Annotated in this window: 14 protein-coding genes; 3 read left to right on the top strand and 11 right to left on the bottom strand. The window is 37.3% G+C overall.

From position 1 onward, the window contains the following. Nucleotides 1–46 precede the first annotated feature (46 nt). Nucleotides 47–958, bottom strand: coding sequence for a carbohydrate ABC transporter permease (locus tag RBU59_RS22175; protein WP_308144655.1), 912 nt, complete (start codon nt 956–958; stop codon nt 47–49). A 10-nt stretch (nt 959–968) separates the two neighbouring features. After that, nucleotides 969–1,904, bottom strand: a complete 936-nt coding sequence (locus tag RBU59_RS22170) for an ABC transporter permease (protein ID WP_308144654.1) — start codon at nt 1,902–1,904, stop codon at nt 969–971. 443 nt (nt 1,905–2,347) lie between these two features. Between RBU59_RS22170 and RBU59_RS22165 the strand changes: the two genes are divergently transcribed. Next, the gene (locus RBU59_RS22165) at nt 2,348–5,695 is read left to right on the top strand and encodes a GH36-type glycosyl hydrolase domain-containing protein (RefSeq protein WP_308144653.1); all 3,348 of its coding nucleotides are present in this window, start codon (nt 2,348–2,350) and stop codon (nt 5,693–5,695) included. 218 nt (nt 5,696–5,913) lie between these two features. On the opposite strand, the gene RBU59_RS22160 is transcribed toward RBU59_RS22165, so the two are convergent. Further along, nucleotides 5,914–6,957 carry a PocR ligand-binding domain-containing protein gene (locus RBU59_RS22160; RefSeq protein WP_308144652.1) on the bottom strand — a complete coding sequence of 348 codons (1,044 nt, stop codon included), beginning with the start codon at nt 6,955–6,957 and terminating at the stop codon, nt 5,914–5,916. Nucleotides 6,958–7,502: 545 nt separating this feature from the next. Between RBU59_RS22160 and RBU59_RS22155 the strand changes: the two genes are divergently transcribed. Next, nucleotides 7,503–8,768, top strand: a complete 1,266-nt coding sequence (locus tag RBU59_RS22155) for a glycoside hydrolase family 3 protein (protein WP_308144651.1) — start codon at nt 7,503–7,505, stop codon at nt 8,766–8,768. 76 nt (nt 8,769–8,844) lie between these two features. Here RBU59_RS22155 and RBU59_RS22150 read toward each other — a convergent pair whose 3' ends face one another. The 8 genes from RBU59_RS22150 to hflX all read right to left on the bottom strand — a co-directional run bounded on the left by RBU59_RS22150 (nt 8,845) and on the right by hflX (nt 16,210). Beyond that, nucleotides 8,845–9,333, bottom strand: a complete 489-nt coding sequence (locus tag RBU59_RS22150) for a GNAT family N-acetyltransferase (protein WP_308144650.1) — start codon at nt 9,331–9,333, stop codon at nt 8,845–8,847. 80 nt (nt 9,334–9,413) lie between these two features. Next, nucleotides 9,414–9,701: a DUF503 domain-containing protein gene (locus RBU59_RS22145; protein WP_308144649.1), complete on the bottom strand. Its 288-nt coding sequence runs from the start codon at nt 9,699–9,701 to the stop codon at nt 9,414–9,416. Nucleotide 9,702: 1 nt separating this feature from the next. After that, nucleotides 9,703–10,491 (bottom strand): SagB/ThcOx family dehydrogenase, encoded by a 789-nt coding sequence (locus tag RBU59_RS22140; RefSeq protein WP_308144648.1) that lies wholly within the window; start codon nt 10,489–10,491, stop codon nt 9,703–9,705. After that, on the bottom strand, nt 10,488–11,393 hold the full coding sequence (locus RBU59_RS22135; protein ID WP_308144647.1) for an SDR family oxidoreductase: 906 nt from the start codon (nt 11,391–11,393) through the stop codon (nt 10,488–10,490). The genes RBU59_RS22140 and RBU59_RS22135 overlap by 4 nt, the downstream gene beginning before the upstream one ends. A gap of 455 nt (nt 11,394–11,848) precedes the next feature. After that, complete coding sequence (locus RBU59_RS22130; protein ID WP_308144646.1) at nt 11,849–12,874, bottom strand: threonine aldolase family protein; 1,026 nt, start codon at nt 12,872–12,874, stop codon at nt 11,849–11,851. Nucleotides 12,875–13,068: 194 nt separating this feature from the next. Further along, the gene (locus tag RBU59_RS22125; RefSeq protein ID WP_308144645.1) at nt 13,069–13,995 is read right to left on the bottom strand and encodes a homocysteine S-methyltransferase family protein; all 927 of its coding nucleotides are present in this window, start codon (nt 13,993–13,995) and stop codon (nt 13,069–13,071) included. Between the two features lie 86 nt (nt 13,996–14,081). Then, a complete protein-coding gene (locus RBU59_RS22120; RefSeq protein ID WP_308144644.1) occupies nt 14,082–14,660 on the bottom strand; it encodes a manganese efflux pump MntP in 579 nt (192 codons plus the stop codon). Between the two features lie 245 nt (nt 14,661–14,905). Then, on the bottom strand, nt 14,906–16,210 hold the full coding sequence (hflX, locus tag RBU59_RS22115; RefSeq protein WP_308144643.1) for a GTPase HflX: 1,305 nt from the start codon (nt 16,208–16,210) through the stop codon (nt 14,906–14,908). A 648-nt stretch (nt 16,211–16,858) separates the two neighbouring features. On the opposite strand from hflX, the gene RBU59_RS22110 reads away from it, so the two are divergent. Further along, entirely contained in the window at nt 16,859–18,226 is a 1,368-nt protein-coding gene (locus tag RBU59_RS22110) for an ISNCY family transposase (protein WP_308143379.1), read from the top strand. The last annotated feature ends 110 nt before the right edge of the window (nt 18,227–18,336 follow it).

Here is an 18,336-nt window from a genome sequence, read left to right as displayed (position 1 = left end):
TTTTATAATAAGCTGCTTTCACAGCATATTATCTATCTCAGTCTATTCAGCCCTTAACAGCCCCTATGGTCAGACCGCTTACAAAATACTTCTGGACAAAGGGATACACCAAAATGATAGGACCTATCGCTACTACTGCAGTTGCCATCTTAATTGACTCTGAGGGCAAATCTGCGGTATTAATACTTAAGCCCTGCTGCACAAGAAGCTGAACATTAGCCTGGCTTACAATTTTTTGCAGGAAGTACTGCAGAGGATATTTATTCGTTGACTGTATGTAAAGCATTGCGTTGTACCATTCATTCCAGTAACCAAGTGTTAAGAATAAACCAATGGTTGCCAGAGAAGGCTTTGACAGCGGCATAAATATCTTCCAATAGATCTTAAAATCACCTGCGCCATCTATCGCTGCTGATTCATACAAGGAATCCGGGATAGATTTCATAAAGTTCCTCATTAAAAAGATCGACCAGGGAGACATTAATCCGGGCAATATCATTGACCAGAGATTATCCTTTAAACCCAGTCCGTTTACCATTAATATATAGCTTGGAATCAAACCGCCGCTGAATAATGTAGTAAAATATATAAAGAAAGAGATCTGATTTCGGTATTTAAAGTCTTTTCTGCACAATACATAACCTGCCATAGACATTAGCAAAAGCCCAAGTGAAGTTCCGACTAAAGCGATGGTAATTGTCGTTTTATAAGCATTCAGAAGATTTTCAATATTACTGCCTAAGAATTCATAGGCACTGAAACTAATCTTCTTTGGTATCAGCTTATAGCCCTCCGTCAAAATTTCTTTTTCACTCATGAAAGATGAGGATATCAGTAAAAGAAAGGGAAACAGACATATTAAAGCAAACATCGTTACCAGGATAGTAAAAATAAGTTTCATTATTTTTTCATCTTTTCCCATTGGTTTTCTATTTTTAAACTTTTTTATATTGCTCATTTGAAACCTCCTAAAACAACGCACTATCCGGCTCTATTTTTTTTACGACAGTATTAACAAACAATACGAGTACCAACCCAAATATTGACTGATAGAAACCAACTGCTGCACCCTGTGAGAAGTTAAACTGACCTACCAGACTTCGAAAAACGAAGGTATCAATAATATCGGTTTGAGGGAACAATACCGAATTATTACCAATCAGATTATAAAACAAATCAAAGGAACCCTTTAATATTCCTCCTAAGCCAAAAAGGAAAAGTAATATTACTGTAGCCTTTAATAGGGGAATTGTAATATAACGAATTTTTTGTACCGGTGACGCACCATCCAGTGCCGCAGCTTCATAGATATCCGAACTGATTCCGGTAATCGTAGCCAGATATATTATCATGCCGTATCCTGTCTGGCTCCAGACCTTAAAAAATACGATAATATATTTCCAAATACTCTGGTCGGCATAAAAGTCATGTTTATCAAGTCCGATATTAGCCAGCAGGGTATTAATAAACCCATGGTCATAATTAAATAAGTTATAGGCAAAAAAACCAACAATAACCATAGAAATAAAATATGGCAGCAGAATAACTGACTGGGTTACCTTCTTAAACCATTTACCAGAAAGCTCTGAAATCATAATAGCAAAAGCCACCTGAAACAGGTTGCAGAAAGTCAAAAACGCCAGATTATATAACAGGGTGTTTTTTGTAATTCTCCACAAATCACCTGTTTTGGCAAGAAATTCAAAGTTCTTAAGTCCGACAAAATGACTTCCAAAAATCCCCTTGCCTATGCTGTAGTCAACAAATGCAATATATGCACCCGGCATAGGTATGTAAGCAAACACAATAAAGTACACGACTACTGGTAAAATCATTAAGAACAAAACACGCTTGCGCTTTACTTCGCGAAAAAAGTTCTTAATATTGATTGTTAATTTACCCATATAAAATCCGCCCTTCAATTCATTTTTTAGATATACTTACTATCCAACCAATTAATCAATGAAAATTTCTCCCTTATTTGTAGCTTTATTTCATGGTAACGTTTCCATTTTTAAATTAAATTGTGATTTATGTTAAAAATTATAATGTTGTATTTCCTCTTTGTCAATCAATTTTTTAATAATTTGCATTTTTGTTTTTTATATTTCATCTCAATCATATATATTTTTTACAAGTTTTAGCCATTTTTTCCTTATATAGCGAAAATTTTATACAATTTTAAATTACGATTCTCTATATTTTCATTGACATTTACTTTTTGCAACGATATAATGTTTTTCAATAACTCATAAATATGGTATCGTTTCCATTCTTAATTTATAAGGACTATTTGGGGCTGGAAGTTATCATATTAATGTTGCTAACGTAGAAAGGACCTGACTCTATGAAGTTATTTGAAAACTTATATGTAATTCAAAAGGGCAAAACGACCTATCGCTTTCTGCCCACCGGTGACATCTTTGATTTTAACCATCAAGGAACTATGTTAAATGAGTTTCGCGGTAATGCAATAGATGGCTCACCAAACAATATATATCTGAGAATATACAAAGAGGATTCTGTTCACGCTTATCCGCTCCTTGGAATCCGTTCCAAATCTGTTCTGAAAAAAGGGATGAATTCTCTAGTCTTTAGCGGTACTGTCTCCGGCATCAGTTATGAAGTAACTTTCTATGGACTTGAAGGAATCTGGTTCTGGGACGTTGTCCTTAAAGGAAACGGAGAAACAGTAGATCTCTTATATGGTCAAGATATCGGTGTTTCCTCTGCCGGCAGTGTACTTACCAACGAACTTTATGTTTCTCAATACCTTGGTCACAGCATATTCTGTACCAAGAATGGCTATACAGTTTGTTCCAGACAAAATCAGGAACAAACCGGGAATTACCCTTATTTAAGACAAGGTTCCGTGGGAATACCGGTTGTTCATTACGCAACGGATGGAATGCAGTTCTTTAAGACTTCTTATAAAGACAGCAATATCCCCGGAGCACTCTTAGAGGCTCTACCCGATGTTAATTATCAGTTCGAATTCTCCTATACTGCTTTGCAGACCGAGAAGTTTTCCTTGGCTTCTCCGGTAATAACTGCTTTTTACGGACTTGCCAAGGAAAATCATCCAGAAGCCATCGAGGGTGTTGAATATGAGGAAGAAATAAAAACTGCTTATACCGGTCTTAAAAAAGACCTTACTTCTCCCTGCCCGGTTGTGACCATCCGGCAAGAGTTTGGAATACCTTACTCTTCCCCCGCGCTTACCACAGATGAGATATCCGAGCTCTTCCCAGAACGGGTATTAGAAGAATACGAAGACAATACGCTGCTCTCTTTTTTTACCATCGATCACAGCCATATAGTGACCAAGGAAAAAGAACTTCGTACCGAGCGTCCACACGGCACAATCATCATGACCTGTCCGAACGTACTAACAGACAGCCTGACTGCCGCTACCACGGACGAAATAGGATCAAACACTATGGCCAGTACCGCTTACATGTATGGCTTGTTCGGGAGTCAGACAATCCTTGGGAATACCTCCTTTCATAAGCTTCTCTCCACCTCAAGAGGACTTTTAAATATCCAAAAGAACTGCGGACAGCATCTTTATATTAAGCTGTCAGGCACTTACAGACTGCTTACTCTTCCCGCCCTCTTTGAAATGGGTATGAACTATGCAAGATGGTATTATGTACTGCCGGGCGATCTCTTAAGAATTACCTCTTATACCGCTGTCCATAGCACTTATGTTATACTTAAGACCGAAAGTCTTCAAAAGAAACGGTATGATTTTATTCTTACCAATCAATTAGTACTCGGTGAAACCGAATACTCCAAAGAGATAACTTATGAAACCCTGGAAAACGGTTTACGCTTTAAAAATATATCCGAAGAATATCCAGAGCTCCATTACGATATGCTCTTTGCCGGAACCAGTTTTAAAATCAGTGATGACCGCATCTTTTTTGAGAATACAAGTTCTGTCGATGATAGTTTTTTAACCGTACAATTAAAAGAGACTTCTGCCTTTTCCTGTATTATTAAAGGCAGCACCGACAGCAATGATACAGAAGAAATCCCTGACCTTCGTTTTGAGAAGGAAAAGGCAGCCGCATTAGACTTTTACCGATCGCTTAACAGAGGGTTCCATTTAACAGGAGGCAGCCCGCAAATAGCTGAGTCTGTTGAGATCTTAAATCAGACCGCCTGGTGGTACACTCACAATGCTATGATTCATTTTGCTTCCCCTCACGGCTTGGAACAGCCTGGCGGTGCAGCCTGGGGCACCAGAGATGTCTGCCAGGGGCCTATGGAATATTTCCTTATGACCCAGAACTACACTCTTGTCCGTAAGGTACTCTTAAACATTTTCTCCCACCAGTATGTCTCTACCGGAGAATGGCCTCAGTGGTTCATGTTTGACCGCTATACTCTGGATGCTGGTGAATGCCATGGTGATGTTGTCTTCTGGCCTCTTAAGTGCATCGGTGATTATCTGGAACAAACCGGCAATTATGATCTGCTTTTAACACCGCTTCCTTATGCAGATGCTAAGACTTCCAAAGACTCTCTGCTCCTTCATATAAAGAAGGCCTTTAAAGCCATCCAGGCGCGGTTTATTGCAGATACCGGCCTTATTACCTATGCCGGCGGTGATTGGGATGACACCCTCCAGCCTGTGGACCCAACAATGTCTGAACATCTGGTTAGTTCCTGGACTGTGGCACTGGCCTACCAGACCTTAAAACATCTTGGTAATACACTGACAGATATAGATCCGGTTTTTGCTGAAAAACTAACAGAAGATGCAGATAAGATTTTAAGAGATTTTAATACCTTTTTGATAAAAGATGAGGTCATTCCCGGTTTCGTCAGTTATGATAAAGGAGATATCAAATACATACTTCATCCTGAGGATTCAGAAACCGGAATTTCGTACCGACTCCTTCCCATGACCCGCAGTATTATTTCAGAACTGGTTACGCCCAAACAAGCACTTAAAAATATGGAAGTAATTGGTAATGAACTTAAGTTCCCCGATGGAGTACACCTAATGGATCATCCTGCCGACTATAAAGGCGGTGTCAGCAAACTCTTTAAAAGAGCAGAACAGGCTGCCAATGTAGGAAGGGAAATTAGTCTTTTATATACCCATGCCCATATCCGTTATCTGGAAGCCTGTGCAAAAACCGGTGACGGAACGGCAGCCTGGGAAGGTTTATTTACCATTAACCCTATACTGATAAAGAATTCTGTTAAAACCGCCTGCCCAAGACAGAGTAATATGTATTTCAGCAGTTCTGACGGAAGTTTTACGGACAGATATGATTTTGCAGAAAACTTTAAAGACTTAAAAGCCGGTGAGATACCGGTTAAAGGAGGGTGGCGGCTCTATTCCAGCGGCCCTGGGATTTACTTAAACCAGCTGGTATCCAATATATTAGGTATTCGTTTCCTTAAAGACGCCCTGATTCTTGATCCGGTACTGCCAGAGAACCTTAACGGTCTAAGCTTAACATTTAAATGCTTTGGCAAAGATATAGCTTTCCATTATCATATACATTCAGTGAGCAATAAAACTGCTGTTTCTTCTGAACGAATATCCATATATGCAAATGAGACAAAGCTTGAGGGTGAGCCGGTATTAAACCCTTACCGTAAAGGCGGCATTAAACTTCATAAAAAGGTTTTGGAGAAGGATTTTTCCCAGCTAAATATATTTATAAAGCTATGAAGCAGGTCATATTACTATAACCGGCCTGCGGATTTCAGCTGTAAAATTCTTTTGTTATGAGCAGCTACCGCTTCCGGAAATACCGAAAAAAGCAAGTGATGAATAAACAAAAAATGATGAAAAAAGGAGCTTCACACCAATTGATTTTAGCGTGATAGCTCCTTCTAACTAATGCTGAGCACAAATATAAAATAATTATATGTATATTAAATGATTTATTATTTCTCATTTGCCATAATATGCAATTCATTGGTAAATGCAAGAAGTTCTTCCACACCTGCAGTGTTCTGTTCCACCGCAGCGGACTGCTGTTCCGTATTGGACATGGTCGCTTCGGATAATTTTAATGTTTTCTGAACGGAGGCTTCAATATCGGCATTTAAGGTTACTATCTTTAATGCAGTTTCTTTGGAATTCTGGGATAGATTCCTGATCTCTGTTGCTACTACACTAAAACCTTTTCCTGCTTCCCCGGCCCTCGCAGCTTCGATAGAAGCATTAAGTCCCAGCATTTTTGTCTGATCAGCTATACTTTTTATGGAATCCAATATCACATTGATTTCGGTAGAGATATTTTTTACATTAATAATCTCTTTATTTAAAGCTTCCTGATTATAATTAATCTCAACTGCAGTAGCTGCAAGTTCTTCCATGGTATCCGATATCTGCTTGAAACCCTCTAATAACTCCTTACTCATATTTTTAAGCTTATGCTTTTGATATCCAATCTGGGATAATGAATTTGCAACAATAAAGAGTACTTCCGCCGCCGCTCTAATATTTTTCTCATTAGTTATATTAACTTTATTCACTGCTTCTATGTATTTATCTTGATTCACACCAATTTCCTGTGCTACTCTTCTAAACCCTTCTTCCTCAGGTCTTGCTGTCAGTATCTGACCCCCAAGAATTGTTCCGATTAATGTGCCATCCACAATAATCGGTGCGGCAAAATCAATAAGTCCGGCATGACATTTATAAATATAAGGTTTTCCGGTTCTGGCAGCTTCTTCACCGCCTTTTTTATGGGATAACGCACACCGGTCATCACCCGTTTTTGTTGAGTGGGTATAATCAATACAGAAACTTGTATAAGAACTCGGTTTCGTTACAGGCTCCCCGTTAACATCTACCGTAACACTTGCTATATCCATACTTTCAGCAAAATTGTCTTGAAATTTTTGAAGAAGGTCTATATCTAATACGTCCTTTAATTGAATATTTGTTAAGTCGTTTGTTCTTCCAGCCTTTATATTATCCATTTAAATACCTCCAATTGTAGTAGCTCTTGTATTAAATTTTGGTTTTAAACTGCATTTTGCCTAATTGATCTTACCCTCCTCCCAGAACATGTAGGATAGTAATAAAATCTTAATATTACTCCCATTAAATGTAATATTCAAAATAATATCTGAATACGGCTTTGCATTCAGAATATTCATTGACAATTTATTACATTATAATATATATATCTGCTTTATTTATTATATATTTATATAATATCACAATTTTTTTACCAAATCAATGAAGAATATATGGTATTATTTTACTTACAAATACATATTTCGACATAAAAATAGGTATATTTTACAAAATCATAGTCCAAATATTTCCTGTTATAAATTGACAGACAATTTTTACTATTCGGTTATTTTCTACTCTTACCTTCATTTAAACAGCTTGATTTTACCAATTTAAAACTGTAAGTATATACCATTCAGTAATTTTTGTTTACAATACCACAATAAGTGTTAAAATAATGTTAGTGGGCCTTAGAATACCTGTTAAAAAATAACGGAGGACCAAAATGAATATAAATCTTATAAAAATTTTAACTATAATTTCTATATTAGCAGTTTTAACCGGATGTAAAAATAAACCTGAGCTTAACCTAAGTACTAATACAACACCCTCAATAACACCAGCGATTACTAACGCAGCAGAAACATTAGCTCCTGTTTCTACTGCCACTCCCAAACCAACTTCAACAGTCACACCAACTCCGACACAGTTACCCACAAAATCACCAACACAATCACCGACTGCGGAACCGACTCCTGCAGCTAATGAATCAAAAGCAGAGGAAATACTTAAAGGCATGACAATAGAAGAAAAAGTCGGTCAGTTATTTTTTGTTCGATGTATCGGGGAGCAGGCCTTATCCGACATAGAGAAATACAGTCTGGGAGGATATATTCTTTTTGGAGAGGATTTTAAAGATAAAACTATAAAAGATGTTAAAAATATCATTGCCGGTTATCAGAATAAATCAAAGATACCTATGTTAATCGGTGTAGATGAAGAGGGCGGAACTGTTAACAGACTAAGTAAATATCAGGCATTTCGAGCTGTTCCGTTTAAATCCCCACAAGATTTGTATAAAGTGGGCGGATTCGATTTAATAAAAAGTGATACGAAAGAAAAGGCAGATTTATTATTAAGTCTTGGCATTAACGTCAATCTGGCCCCGGTCTGTGATGTATCAACTGATGACAATGATTTTATCTATAAAAGAGCTTTTGGCAAAAATGCGGACCAGACTTCCCAATATGTAAAAACAGTTGTAAGTATAATGCAGAAAAATGGTATTGGCAGTACTTTAAAACATTTTCCGGGTTATGGTAACAATGTGGATACTCATACAGGGATAGCGATTGATCATAGAAGTTATATAAACTTTGAGAAAAGTGATTTTCTTCCCTTTAAAGCCGGGATAAAAGCCGGAGCCGGAAGTATATTAGTCTCCCATAATGTTGTACTAAGCATGGATAAAGATTATCCGGCTTCCCTCTCACCCAAAGTGCATTCCATTCTTCGTAGGGAATTAGGCTTTCCCGGTGTAATCATAACGGATGACTTAAGTATGGATGCCATTAAAGAATATACGAATGAGGAGGAAGCTGCAGTCCAGGCAATCATAGCCGGTAATGATTTGGTAATTGCTACGGATTATAACACACAGATACCAGCCGTTTTAAATGCCATAAGAAACGGTAAGATAACAGAGGACCGCATTGATGAATCCGTTATCCGGGTGCTTACCTGGAAATTAAACCTGGGTATAATGAATTAATTAAAATCTCCCTGGCAGCTTCTTCTTTCATAAAGCAGAAATGCCAGGACTCTATCTTGATTTTAAAATATCTCGCTTAATTTTTTGCTAAATTATGAAGTGCCTCGCCTTTCAGGCGATAGATTCTCCAGCCATTCCAGTGAACCGCTCCGATACTTTCATAAAACCGTATGGAGGGCTCGTTCCAGTCAAGACAAGTCCACTCCATACCCCAGCACTCTCTCTTAACTGCTAATTCCGCCAGAAAAGCTAAGGTTACTTTGCCAAAGCCATTTCCCCTGAATTCCGGTTTAATGTAAATATCCTCCAGGTAAAGACCCGGTTTACCAATAAACGTGGAAAAATTATAAAAATACAAAGCGTATCCTATGGGAACTTCCCCCTTTTCTGCTATCAGCACTTCTGCTGCTTTGCGGCCAAACAAGGATTCCCTTAATATTTCTTCTGTTGCAGTTACATATTCTGACATTTTTTCATATAAGGCCAATTCTTTAATCAACGATAAAATAAGACTGACATCTTTCTCTTCTGCAAATCTTAGTTTAAAATCTTCTGTATTATCCATATCTATTTCTCCGTTTATGAAGTGTTTTTATTTATATTACTGCTTATTTTTTACCTTGCTTTCTTTTTGATACGTTAACTTTATACCTGGATTGTTTCCCGTTGGGTCTCAATAAGTTCACCCTCCGTATTACTTTCAATAAAGTTGATTACATGATCCAAAATACTGTCAGCCAGAGAACTATTCCCGGCGACACAGGATAAACCCAATACCGTTATCTGGTGAATATCCTGCTCCTCCACCTCTGCAATGGACACATTAAACTTATTTTTGACTTTGGCGCAGATACTTTTGACCACCATACGTTTTTCCTTTAAAGAATGTACCCAGGGGGTGTGGATTTTAATTACCAAACTTCCAATTATCATGTTACTCTTCCTTTTTATCTACCTTACCAACGGACGCCGCATAAACTACAAATTCATTATCCTCTGCGCTGGAAGGGGCTGAGTTAAGACCTAATAATCCATCTGCCAAATCCTGCTCATAAGCTCCGATACCGCAGGCTCCGCATCCGATGGACTCACTGGCAAAATATAGATTCTGGCACAGATGTCCTGCATCAACCAACGCATATTTCTGTGCATTTACAGTATAACGCCATTCACTGCGGTACGGGATCACGGTCCAGACAAAATCAACGGCTGCAGTGGCAAAAAAGATCTGCCCGCAGAAAGCTTCGTTTACCTTTTCGGTTTGATCCTCAATCGCCTTCAAGTACTCCAGTTTATGTTCCAAGGGTAAGTAATGATATAATCCCTGTTCCAATCCCTCCACCCGGTTAATGAAGAGATAAGTTTCAAAAGGATGTCTTGCACCGGCAGAAGGAACGGTACGAAAGGTTGCTTTTCTCTCTTTTCCCACAATCTGCTTCACTCCCTGGGTCGCCCAGAGGAGGAAAGATAATTCCCCTATAGTAAGTGCTTCCTCCGTATATTTCCGCTTACTTGTTCTTGTATTAAGAAGATTTAAAAAATTATTGTTCTTTACTACAGCATCAAAATCTTTGGTTAAGGCTATCTTTCTATTGCTTACCCCTGCTTTATTTAATGGCGGCTGAGGTAACCTTAATTCCTGGTCACTGGTATAGTCCTCATTCTGGGCTTTCATGATTTCCCTTAATTCCGTGATCTTAGCTTTTATTTTATCTTTATTCATATTGTATCTCCTTTTGTTATTAAATCCTGAAATTTTTCACCTGTTATCTTCTCACTTAAGACAAATAATTTCCTTGCTGCCTTTTTGCTTTTGGCAGCTTTAGAGGTTTTTGTCATCCAGCAGCGATAAAAATATTTGCCGGTAACATGTTCTACATCCGGACTGGTAGCAAGATATACTGCCGTACTGGCCCCCATTTCCGGTGTGAGAAAATAGGGTTTTATAAGCTTTACAACGGTTTTGCCAAATCCCGTATCCCTGTTTATACCCATAGAGGTAGCAACAGCACCGGGATGACAGCAATTGACCGTAATGCCTCTGCCTCTTAAACGCTCTGCCAGTTCTCTGGCAAATAAAATATTGGCAAGTTTTGATTGACTATAAGCAGTAATTACATTAAAACCACGTTTTAAGTTATAATCATTAAAATGTATCTTACCAACTTTATGAGCGCCGGATGCTACTACTACGATTCGGCTGCCGGCTTGCATCCTATCCAACAGGCGTAATGTTAACAGGAAATGTCCTATATGATTTACACCAAATTGTTCTTCTAACCCGTCTTCGGTTTCCCGTCTTTCTAATGAAATAACACCTGCATTATTAACCAGCACATCCAGCCTGTCATAGTTTGCTTTAAATTCCTCCGTAAACTTCCGGATATCATCCATTTTGCCGAGATTACATAACATAAGTCTTAAATCACGGTTGTTTTCGTTTTGAAGTTCCCTCATTGCTGCTTCCCCGCGTTCCCGGCTCCTGCATAACATAACTACATGAAAACCTTGATCGGCAAGTGCTGCCGTGGTTGCTTTGCCCATTCCGGAATTGGCTCCTGTCACAAGAGCTATTTTCTTTTTTTCTTCCTGTTCCGAATTTATTTTTTTTGTTGCCTCCTCCATACCTGACTCCTTTCTATCGTTTGCTGCAATTTTTATCTCATACAGATACTATTACTGTTCCGCAATGTTGTCCATAATTTACCATGATTTAAAATCCCAGTTCTTTCTATATTGCTGTCTTCTGTTTATAACCGTTTATCAAATCATACTTTCATAATCTTTTTCTTTTACCCTGTTGAAGAATTGCTTTACTATATATGTACTATCTCCATGTTCTCTATATTCCTGGTTTATATATACTCTTTCTCCGAAATCCGGATTTATGCAATCCGCAGATTATTAATTAAATTCCATAAATAAACTCTGATTTTATAGATAGTATATTTTGTATCAACATTAAGCCGGTAATTATACTGCAACCAATTTAAGTAGAAAACTCTGTCAAAAGAAAAGGAACAAGAAATTTCAGCCCGTTCTGAAGCAATTTCTTATTCCTCATGCAGAAAGTCATCTACTTATTTTATTCCCTGAAAAAAATCGCATAAGGCATCTACACTTTGCTGAGTTGTAGCCCAGGAAGTGACAAAACGAACTGCACTATGTGTTTCATCTACTTTCTTTTGGAGGGAGAAGACAAATTCCTTTTCTAATTTCTCTATAACTTCATCCGGCAGAATGGGGAATAACTGGTTTGTTCCAACCGGAGCAAAAAACGGATAACCCTTCTCTTTTAAGGCCTCTGCGATTTGCTCTGCCATATGATTCGCGTGGGCTCCCAGTTCAAAAAACAAATTATTTTCAAATAAGGCTTCAAACTGGATACCGGTAACAAATCCTTTCGCCATCAAAGCTCCTCTTTGTTTAATCAGATAACGGAAGTCTTCCTTGAGTTCTTCTTTACAAATAATCAATGCTTCACCAAGGAGTGCTCCGTTTTTTGTACCGCCGATATAGAAGATATCTACCAGATTAGCAATATCTTTTAATTCCAGATCATTTTCCTTACAAGTTAATGCGGATCCCATTCGGGCACCATCCATAAAAAGAATCAGTCCTTTTTCCTTACAGATATCATGAAGAGCAGTTAATTCAGACTTAGTATAGATTGTTCCAAGTTCCGTTGAATCAGATATATATACCATCTTGGGCTGTACCATATGTTCGTCGGTGTGATGATCAAGAGCTGACTGAATTACGGCTGGTGTCAGTTTACCGTTAAAGCATGGCATGGCAACTACTTTATGTCCGGTAGCTTCTATCGCTCCTGTCTCATGTACGTTAATATGACCCGTCTCTGCCGCTATTACGCATTGAAAAGGGCGTAAAAAGGAGGATATCACCAAAAGATTAGTCTGTGTCCCGCCGGGAATAAAATGGATGTCCGTTTTATCATTATGAAGCAGCTTCTTAATAGAAGTTTTTGCTTTTGCCGTATGGATATCTTCCCCGTAACCTGCATTCTGTTCCAGATTGGACTTCATTAACAGCTCTAATATAGCAGGATGTGCACCCTCACTGTAATCATTCATAAAACTATACATATTTTTTTCCTGAAATAGAGTTAATGCAAATCTTGTGATTATATGCCTAATCTATATATACGCAAGAACTCCCTTTCTTCCTTTCTATCAAAATTTCTGTCTGACTTAAATGTCATATTGTATTTTAAAATTCTATTCCCATTAACTAATTTATTTAGCCGCAAGGCAAAACTGCAACAAATCTATCGTTTCATTTACCTGTTATTTAGTCCTTTTGCAACTTCCTCCATATAAATGTGATCCGTTCCACAGCAACCTCCAAGAATTTTAAGATTATATTCCTGGTGTAATCTTATCATTCCATCGGCCAGTTCCATGTAATCAGAAACAATAATTTCCCTGCCGCTCTCTAACTCTTCCGGTGTCATCGGTGAGGCATTGGCCTGTATACCGCAAAACCTTTTAATCACTGCAGGCACCTGATTAAAAGAACAGTTCAAGGCTTTATATAAAGTGTTCGGATGCACACAATTTGTCATATAACAAATTGGATTTCTCCTAGTTGCTTTATCAATAACTTCTATTGCTTCCGAAATAGGGGTACCGTCAATTAATCTTCCGTTATCCCGTATCATAAAACTAATGATATAGGGTAACCCGGTTTCCTCCATTGCTATGGCCATACCTACAGCTTCTGTAAGAGCAGGCATAATACCGGCAAATAGATAATCTGCTTTCGCTTCTCTGAATAGTTTTGCCTGCCAGGAGTGAAATTCATAGGCTTTTGCTTCACTTAATATCTCCGTCGCCTTATAAGCATCCCCTTTGCAACCCATTAACCCGCCTATATAGATTGGATGTGTATAGTTAGATTTTACATCCAGCAAAAATTCCATATTATCACGAATTATATTTTTACCGTAATCTGAGCATTTGACGTTATATCTGTTTGCTCTTCTGGTTGGGGTTGTAAGCATAACGGGATATCCATATTTTAACCCAATTTCTACATATTGGCTATATATTTTTTTAAGTGCCACTTTATTGTCATCTCGATAAATTAGACCGGCCAGCGCTACCTGTTTGTCCGGATATATATTGTACTCATTTTTCAGGCGTTCTCCAACTGCGCCCTCCATTAATATAACCTTATTATTTTCAAAGCATTCTTTAAAATTCATATTTATACCTCCTGCATAACGCAGACCTGTCTGCGTTACTGCTTTAATAAGTAGTTTGAAAGGGAACTTTCAAACTTAACACCTCCTTAACCCAAAATTCCAAGATGCTGCAATAAAATCTTGAAGCCAAGACAGACTAATATGATACCTCCTGCCAATTCAGCCTTAGATTTAAATTTAGTACCAAAAATATTGCCGATTAAAACACCTATTACAGATAAAGTAAAAGTAACCAAGCCAATAAATGATACAGCCGGTATGATATCTACTTTTAAAAATGCAAAGGTAATACCCACAGCTAAAGCATCAATACTTGTAGCAACCGCTAAAACCACCATATTCTTAAAACTTAAAGAATTATCTTTCTCATCTGTGCAGCAGGACTCCTCATCTTTACTTAAAGCCTCTTTAATCATATGTATTCCTATTATCCCTAATAATACAAATGCAATCCAATGATCAATACTCGTAATTTTATCACTGAACTGAATTCCCAATAGGTAACCGATCAGAGGCATAACAGCCTGGAATATACCAAAATACAACCCTACTGTTATGAGATGCTTTGGTGTAATCTTACGAAAGGATAAACCTTTACATACTGCTACCGCACATGCATCCATAGATAGACCAACAGCTAAAATTAATAATTCTAATAAATTCATTATTCTTTCTCCTTTGATTGAAAAATATAAGGTAAAAAAGTCTGGCTTCAGACTCTAGCGCTGACTTCCTAATAAATAATAAAAGACCTACCTACAGCCTTAAAGCTGTAGATAAGTCTCGTTATTTAAAACAAAACCAGATAGAAACTATCAGTATGTTGGCTTCGTTACACAAACATGCTAACTACTCCCTTATCACATTAAAAATATAATAGCTTATTGATAAAAATCTGTCAATAACTTTTTTACATGACTGCTTCATATGCCTTAAGTTTATCATAATCCGTTTTCTTACATTCTGCCACGATCCATATACCGTTACTCTCATATCGGCTGGATAAAATAGAAGCATGGTCATTAAGATAAGAAACCACATTTCCGTTTTGATAGGGGATGCACAATTCAAGTTTAACATAATCAGCAAAAACATGTTTTTTAATAGCTGATGTTAAATCATCCATTCCAATCTTTTTCTTCGCTGATATTATGACGGATTCCGGTTTCGCTTGCTCCATATTTAAATCCAATGGCTTATTAGATATATCAGCATTATCCTGGAACTGCTTTGCTAAATCACATTTATTAAAGGCATAAATTATCGGTATTTGATCCGCTCCCAACTCCTTTAAGGTTTCCTGAGTAACCTCCATCTGTTTTTTATAATATGGATTAGAATAGTCAATAACTAAAATCAACAGATCTGCTTCAGCTACTTCTTCTAAAGTAGAGCGGAATGCCCTCACCAGATGATGAGGTAACTTACTGATAAACCCAACCGTATCCGTCAGCAAAAAACTTTTGTTATCGGGCAGGGTTATATTTCTTACGGAAGTTTCAAGCGTTGCAAATAACATATCCTTTTCAAACACCTCTTTTTCCGCAATGGGATTATAAAGCTTTAGCATAACATTCATAATTGTTGATTTACCCGCATTGGTATACCCTACTAGAGCAACCACCGGAATCTCATTTTTCTTTCTCCATTTACGCTGGTTTTGCCTTCTTGAAACAAGCAACTCCAATTCTTTATTAAGAGCACTGATTCGGTCTTCAAGTTTTCTGCGGTCTAACTCTAATTTCTTTTCTCCTGAACCTTTATTTTTTAATCCTGAGCCACCGCCCTGACGTCCTAATGCTTCTGCTGAACCAATCAATCTTGGCAGCATATATTGTAAATGTGCTATTTCAACCTGAAGCTGCGCCTCTTTGGTTTTTGCTCTCTGTGCAAATATATCCAAGATTAACACAGTCCGGTCTATAACTCTGCAATCAATGGTTTCCTCCAGATTACGTACCTGGGATGGTGATAATTCATCATTAAAGATTACCAGTTCTGCTCCAAGTTCATTTACCTTTTCGCATACTTCCAGAATCTTTCCTTTTCCCAAATAATACTGTGCATTAATCCTGCTCAAATTCTGGCTCACTTCTCCTACCGAATCAATATCACAGGCTGCTGCCAGATTCCTTAATTCCTCCATGGAATTTGTAAAATCCTCATTATTATTTAAATTAGCTCCGATAAGAATTGCTTTTTCTCTTTGTTCCATATAAAATCCTCCATTTTGATAAATGTGCAGACTTCTGTCCGTAACTGATAAACGGAGGATATTATACCTAATATTATTATAAATAGTATGCGAAGTGTCCTAATGACCTATATTAAAATTAAATATCTATTCGTTAACCTTACCCTAAATTAAGTATAAAAATATTAAATTTCTAATTTAACAATATATTTCTTCTATTTAAATTGAAAATTAAAATTTAAAATCTTAATTAACCCGGGTTATAAATGAGCATACAAAAAAGAGGGCAGATTATCCCTCCTTTTTCCAATATCCATATTACATTCTGTAAAAGGTTATCTTAAAAATAGGCAGACCAATCCCGTTTACCCTGCACCAGGCAGAGCCTTTAAGCACTATTAAATTAGTTACATAAAGCTTTGAAACGAAATTTATATAAAAAAATACCCATTTTTAAGCAACCCTCCAATCCTAAAAGTATATATATTATAACATATTCTATCAATAATTCAATCTATTTTTCTGTTAACTATCTTTAAATTATGATTCATTTATGATAATGTCTTAGTGTACCACAAATGATTATGTCCCAATTAGTCGTTCATATATTATAATAGAACCTCATGACTTAGAAATGAGGTGGACACAATCAGAAAGGTATTACTAACAATGGACGAAAACCAAAAGTACGAGGTCATTAAAAAACTCGTAGACACAAATGGTAATAAGAAAACAGCTGCTCTTAAAATAGGTTGTTCAGATCGACACATCAATCGCTTAATAAAGGGCTATCAAGAACAAGGTAAGTCTTTCTTTATTCATGGTAACCGAGGGCGACAGCCGGCCATTACTCTTCCTACAGATACAAAACAGTTAATCTTGGACTTATATCGTACCAAGTACAGTGACTGCAATCTGACCCATTACTCTGAACTTCTCAAAGAAAAAGAACATATCAGTGTATCTGTCAGTGCCATTACTTCTATTCTTAGAAAGGAATACATCCTTTCTCCTAAAGCAAACCGTTCTTCCAAGAAAGCGGTAAAAAAAGCACTAAAGGCTATTCAATCAAAGACTAAGTCTAAAAAGAAAGCAGCTATTATTCAAAGTTCCATCATGGATCTGGAGGATTCGCATCCTAGGCATCCTAGATGCGCGTATTTCGGTGAAATGCTTCAAATGGATGCGTCCCTACACCTTTGGTTTGGGCAATTCAAAACACAACTCCACATCGCCGTTGATGATGCCACAGGGCAGATTGTTGGCGCCTACTTTGATGAACAAGAAACATTAAATGGCTATTATCATGTTCTCTATCAGGTTCTTAGTAATTATGGCATTCCATATCAATTTTTTACTGACAACCGAACTGTATTTGAGTATAAAAAGAAGCATGAAACCTCTTTAGAGAAAGATACCTTTACTCAGTTTGGTTATGCCTGCAAACAATTAGGAATCGACATTCGTACTTCCAGCGTTGCACAAGCAAAAGGGCGGGTTGAAAGAATGTTTGGCACTCTTCAATCCCGCCTTCCTGTTGAACTCCGACTTGCGAATGTAACCAGCATTCAGCAAGCCAATCAATTTCTCCACACCTATATAAAGAAATTTAATAAGCAGTTCGCTTTACCTATTGATAGTATCAAATCTGTGTTCGAAATGCAACCAGATAGTGATAAAATCAATCTGACGTTGGCGGTATTATCTTCTAGAAAGATAGATAACGGAAGTTGCCTGAAATATCAAAATGAATACTATCTTCCTGTAAACAGTCAAGGAATCGCTGTACACCATCGTAAGGGCACCACAGCAATGGTAATTAGATCATTCAATGGTGAACTTTTTAGTTGTATTGGTGAGCAGGTTTATGCACTTGAGTTACTTCCGGAACACAAGCTTTCTTCAAAAGCATTTGATTTAGCGACCATTCCGGAATTACCAAAAAAGAAATACATACCTCCTATGAACCATCCTTGGAAGCAGGCATCATTTGAAAAGTACGCTAAAAGTCAATTACATAGAAAAGATGTAGCTTAACTGATATTTCGAAGTCTGTAGGTTTATTAAGGTTATCCAAATACCGACTGAGCTATGGATTTTCTCCTAAAGTACTATTTAAAACTAAGCACCAGAAATCTGGTGCTTAT

Source organism: Anaerocolumna sp. MB42-C2, from assembly GCF_030913705.1.
Lineage (GTDB): Bacteria > Bacillota > Clostridia > Lachnospirales > Lachnospiraceae > Anaerocolumna.
This window is presented reverse-complemented; position numbering and strand designations above follow the sequence as displayed.

What these genes read in the sequence shown, in the direction of transcription:
- RBU59_RS22175 (WP_308144655.1), bottom strand. Translation starts at nt 958, where the DNA reads ATGAGCAATATAAAAAAGTTTAAAAATAGAAAACCAATGGGAAAAGAT.
- RBU59_RS22170 (WP_308144654.1), bottom strand. Translation starts at nt 1,904, where the DNA reads ATGGGTAAATTAACAATCAATATTAAGAACTTTTTTCGCGAAGTAAAG.
- RBU59_RS22165 (WP_308144653.1), top strand. Translation starts at nt 2,348, where the DNA reads ATGAAGTTATTTGAAAACTTATATGTAATTCAAAAGGGCAAAACGACC.
- RBU59_RS22160 (WP_308144652.1), bottom strand. Translation starts at nt 6,957, where the DNA reads ATGGATAATATAAAGGCTGGAAGAACAAACGACTTAACAAATATTCAA.
- RBU59_RS22155 (WP_308144651.1), top strand. Translation starts at nt 7,503, where the DNA reads ATGAATATAAATCTTATAAAAATTTTAACTATAATTTCTATATTAGCA.
- RBU59_RS22150 (WP_308144650.1), bottom strand. Translation starts at nt 9,333, where the DNA reads ATGGATAATACAGAAGATTTTAAACTAAGATTTGCAGAAGAGAAAGAT.
- RBU59_RS22145 (WP_308144649.1), bottom strand. Translation starts at nt 9,701, where the DNA reads ATGATAATTGGAAGTTTGGTAATTAAAATCCACACCCCCTGGGTACAT.
- RBU59_RS22140 (WP_308144648.1), bottom strand. Translation starts at nt 10,491, where the DNA reads ATGAATAAAGATAAAATAAAAGCTAAGATCACGGAATTAAGGGAAATC.
- RBU59_RS22135 (WP_308144647.1), bottom strand. Translation starts at nt 11,393, where the DNA reads ATGGAGGAGGCAACAAAAAAAATAAATTCGGAACAGGAAGAAAAAAAG.
- RBU59_RS22130 (WP_308144646.1), bottom strand. Translation starts at nt 12,874, where the DNA reads ATGTATAGTTTTATGAATGATTACAGTGAGGGTGCACATCCTGCTATA.
- RBU59_RS22125 (WP_308144645.1), bottom strand. Translation starts at nt 13,995, where the DNA reads ATGAATTTTAAAGAATGCTTTGAAAATAATAAGGTTATATTAATGGAG.
- RBU59_RS22120 (WP_308144644.1), bottom strand. Translation starts at nt 14,660, where the DNA reads ATGAATTTATTAGAATTATTAATTTTAGCTGTTGGTCTATCTATGGAT.
- hflX (WP_308144643.1), bottom strand. Translation starts at nt 16,210, where the DNA reads ATGGAACAAAGAGAAAAAGCAATTCTTATCGGAGCTAATTTAAATAAT.
- RBU59_RS22110 (WP_308143379.1), top strand. Translation starts at nt 16,859, where the DNA reads ATGGACGAAAACCAAAAGTACGAGGTCATTAAAAAACTCGTAGACACA.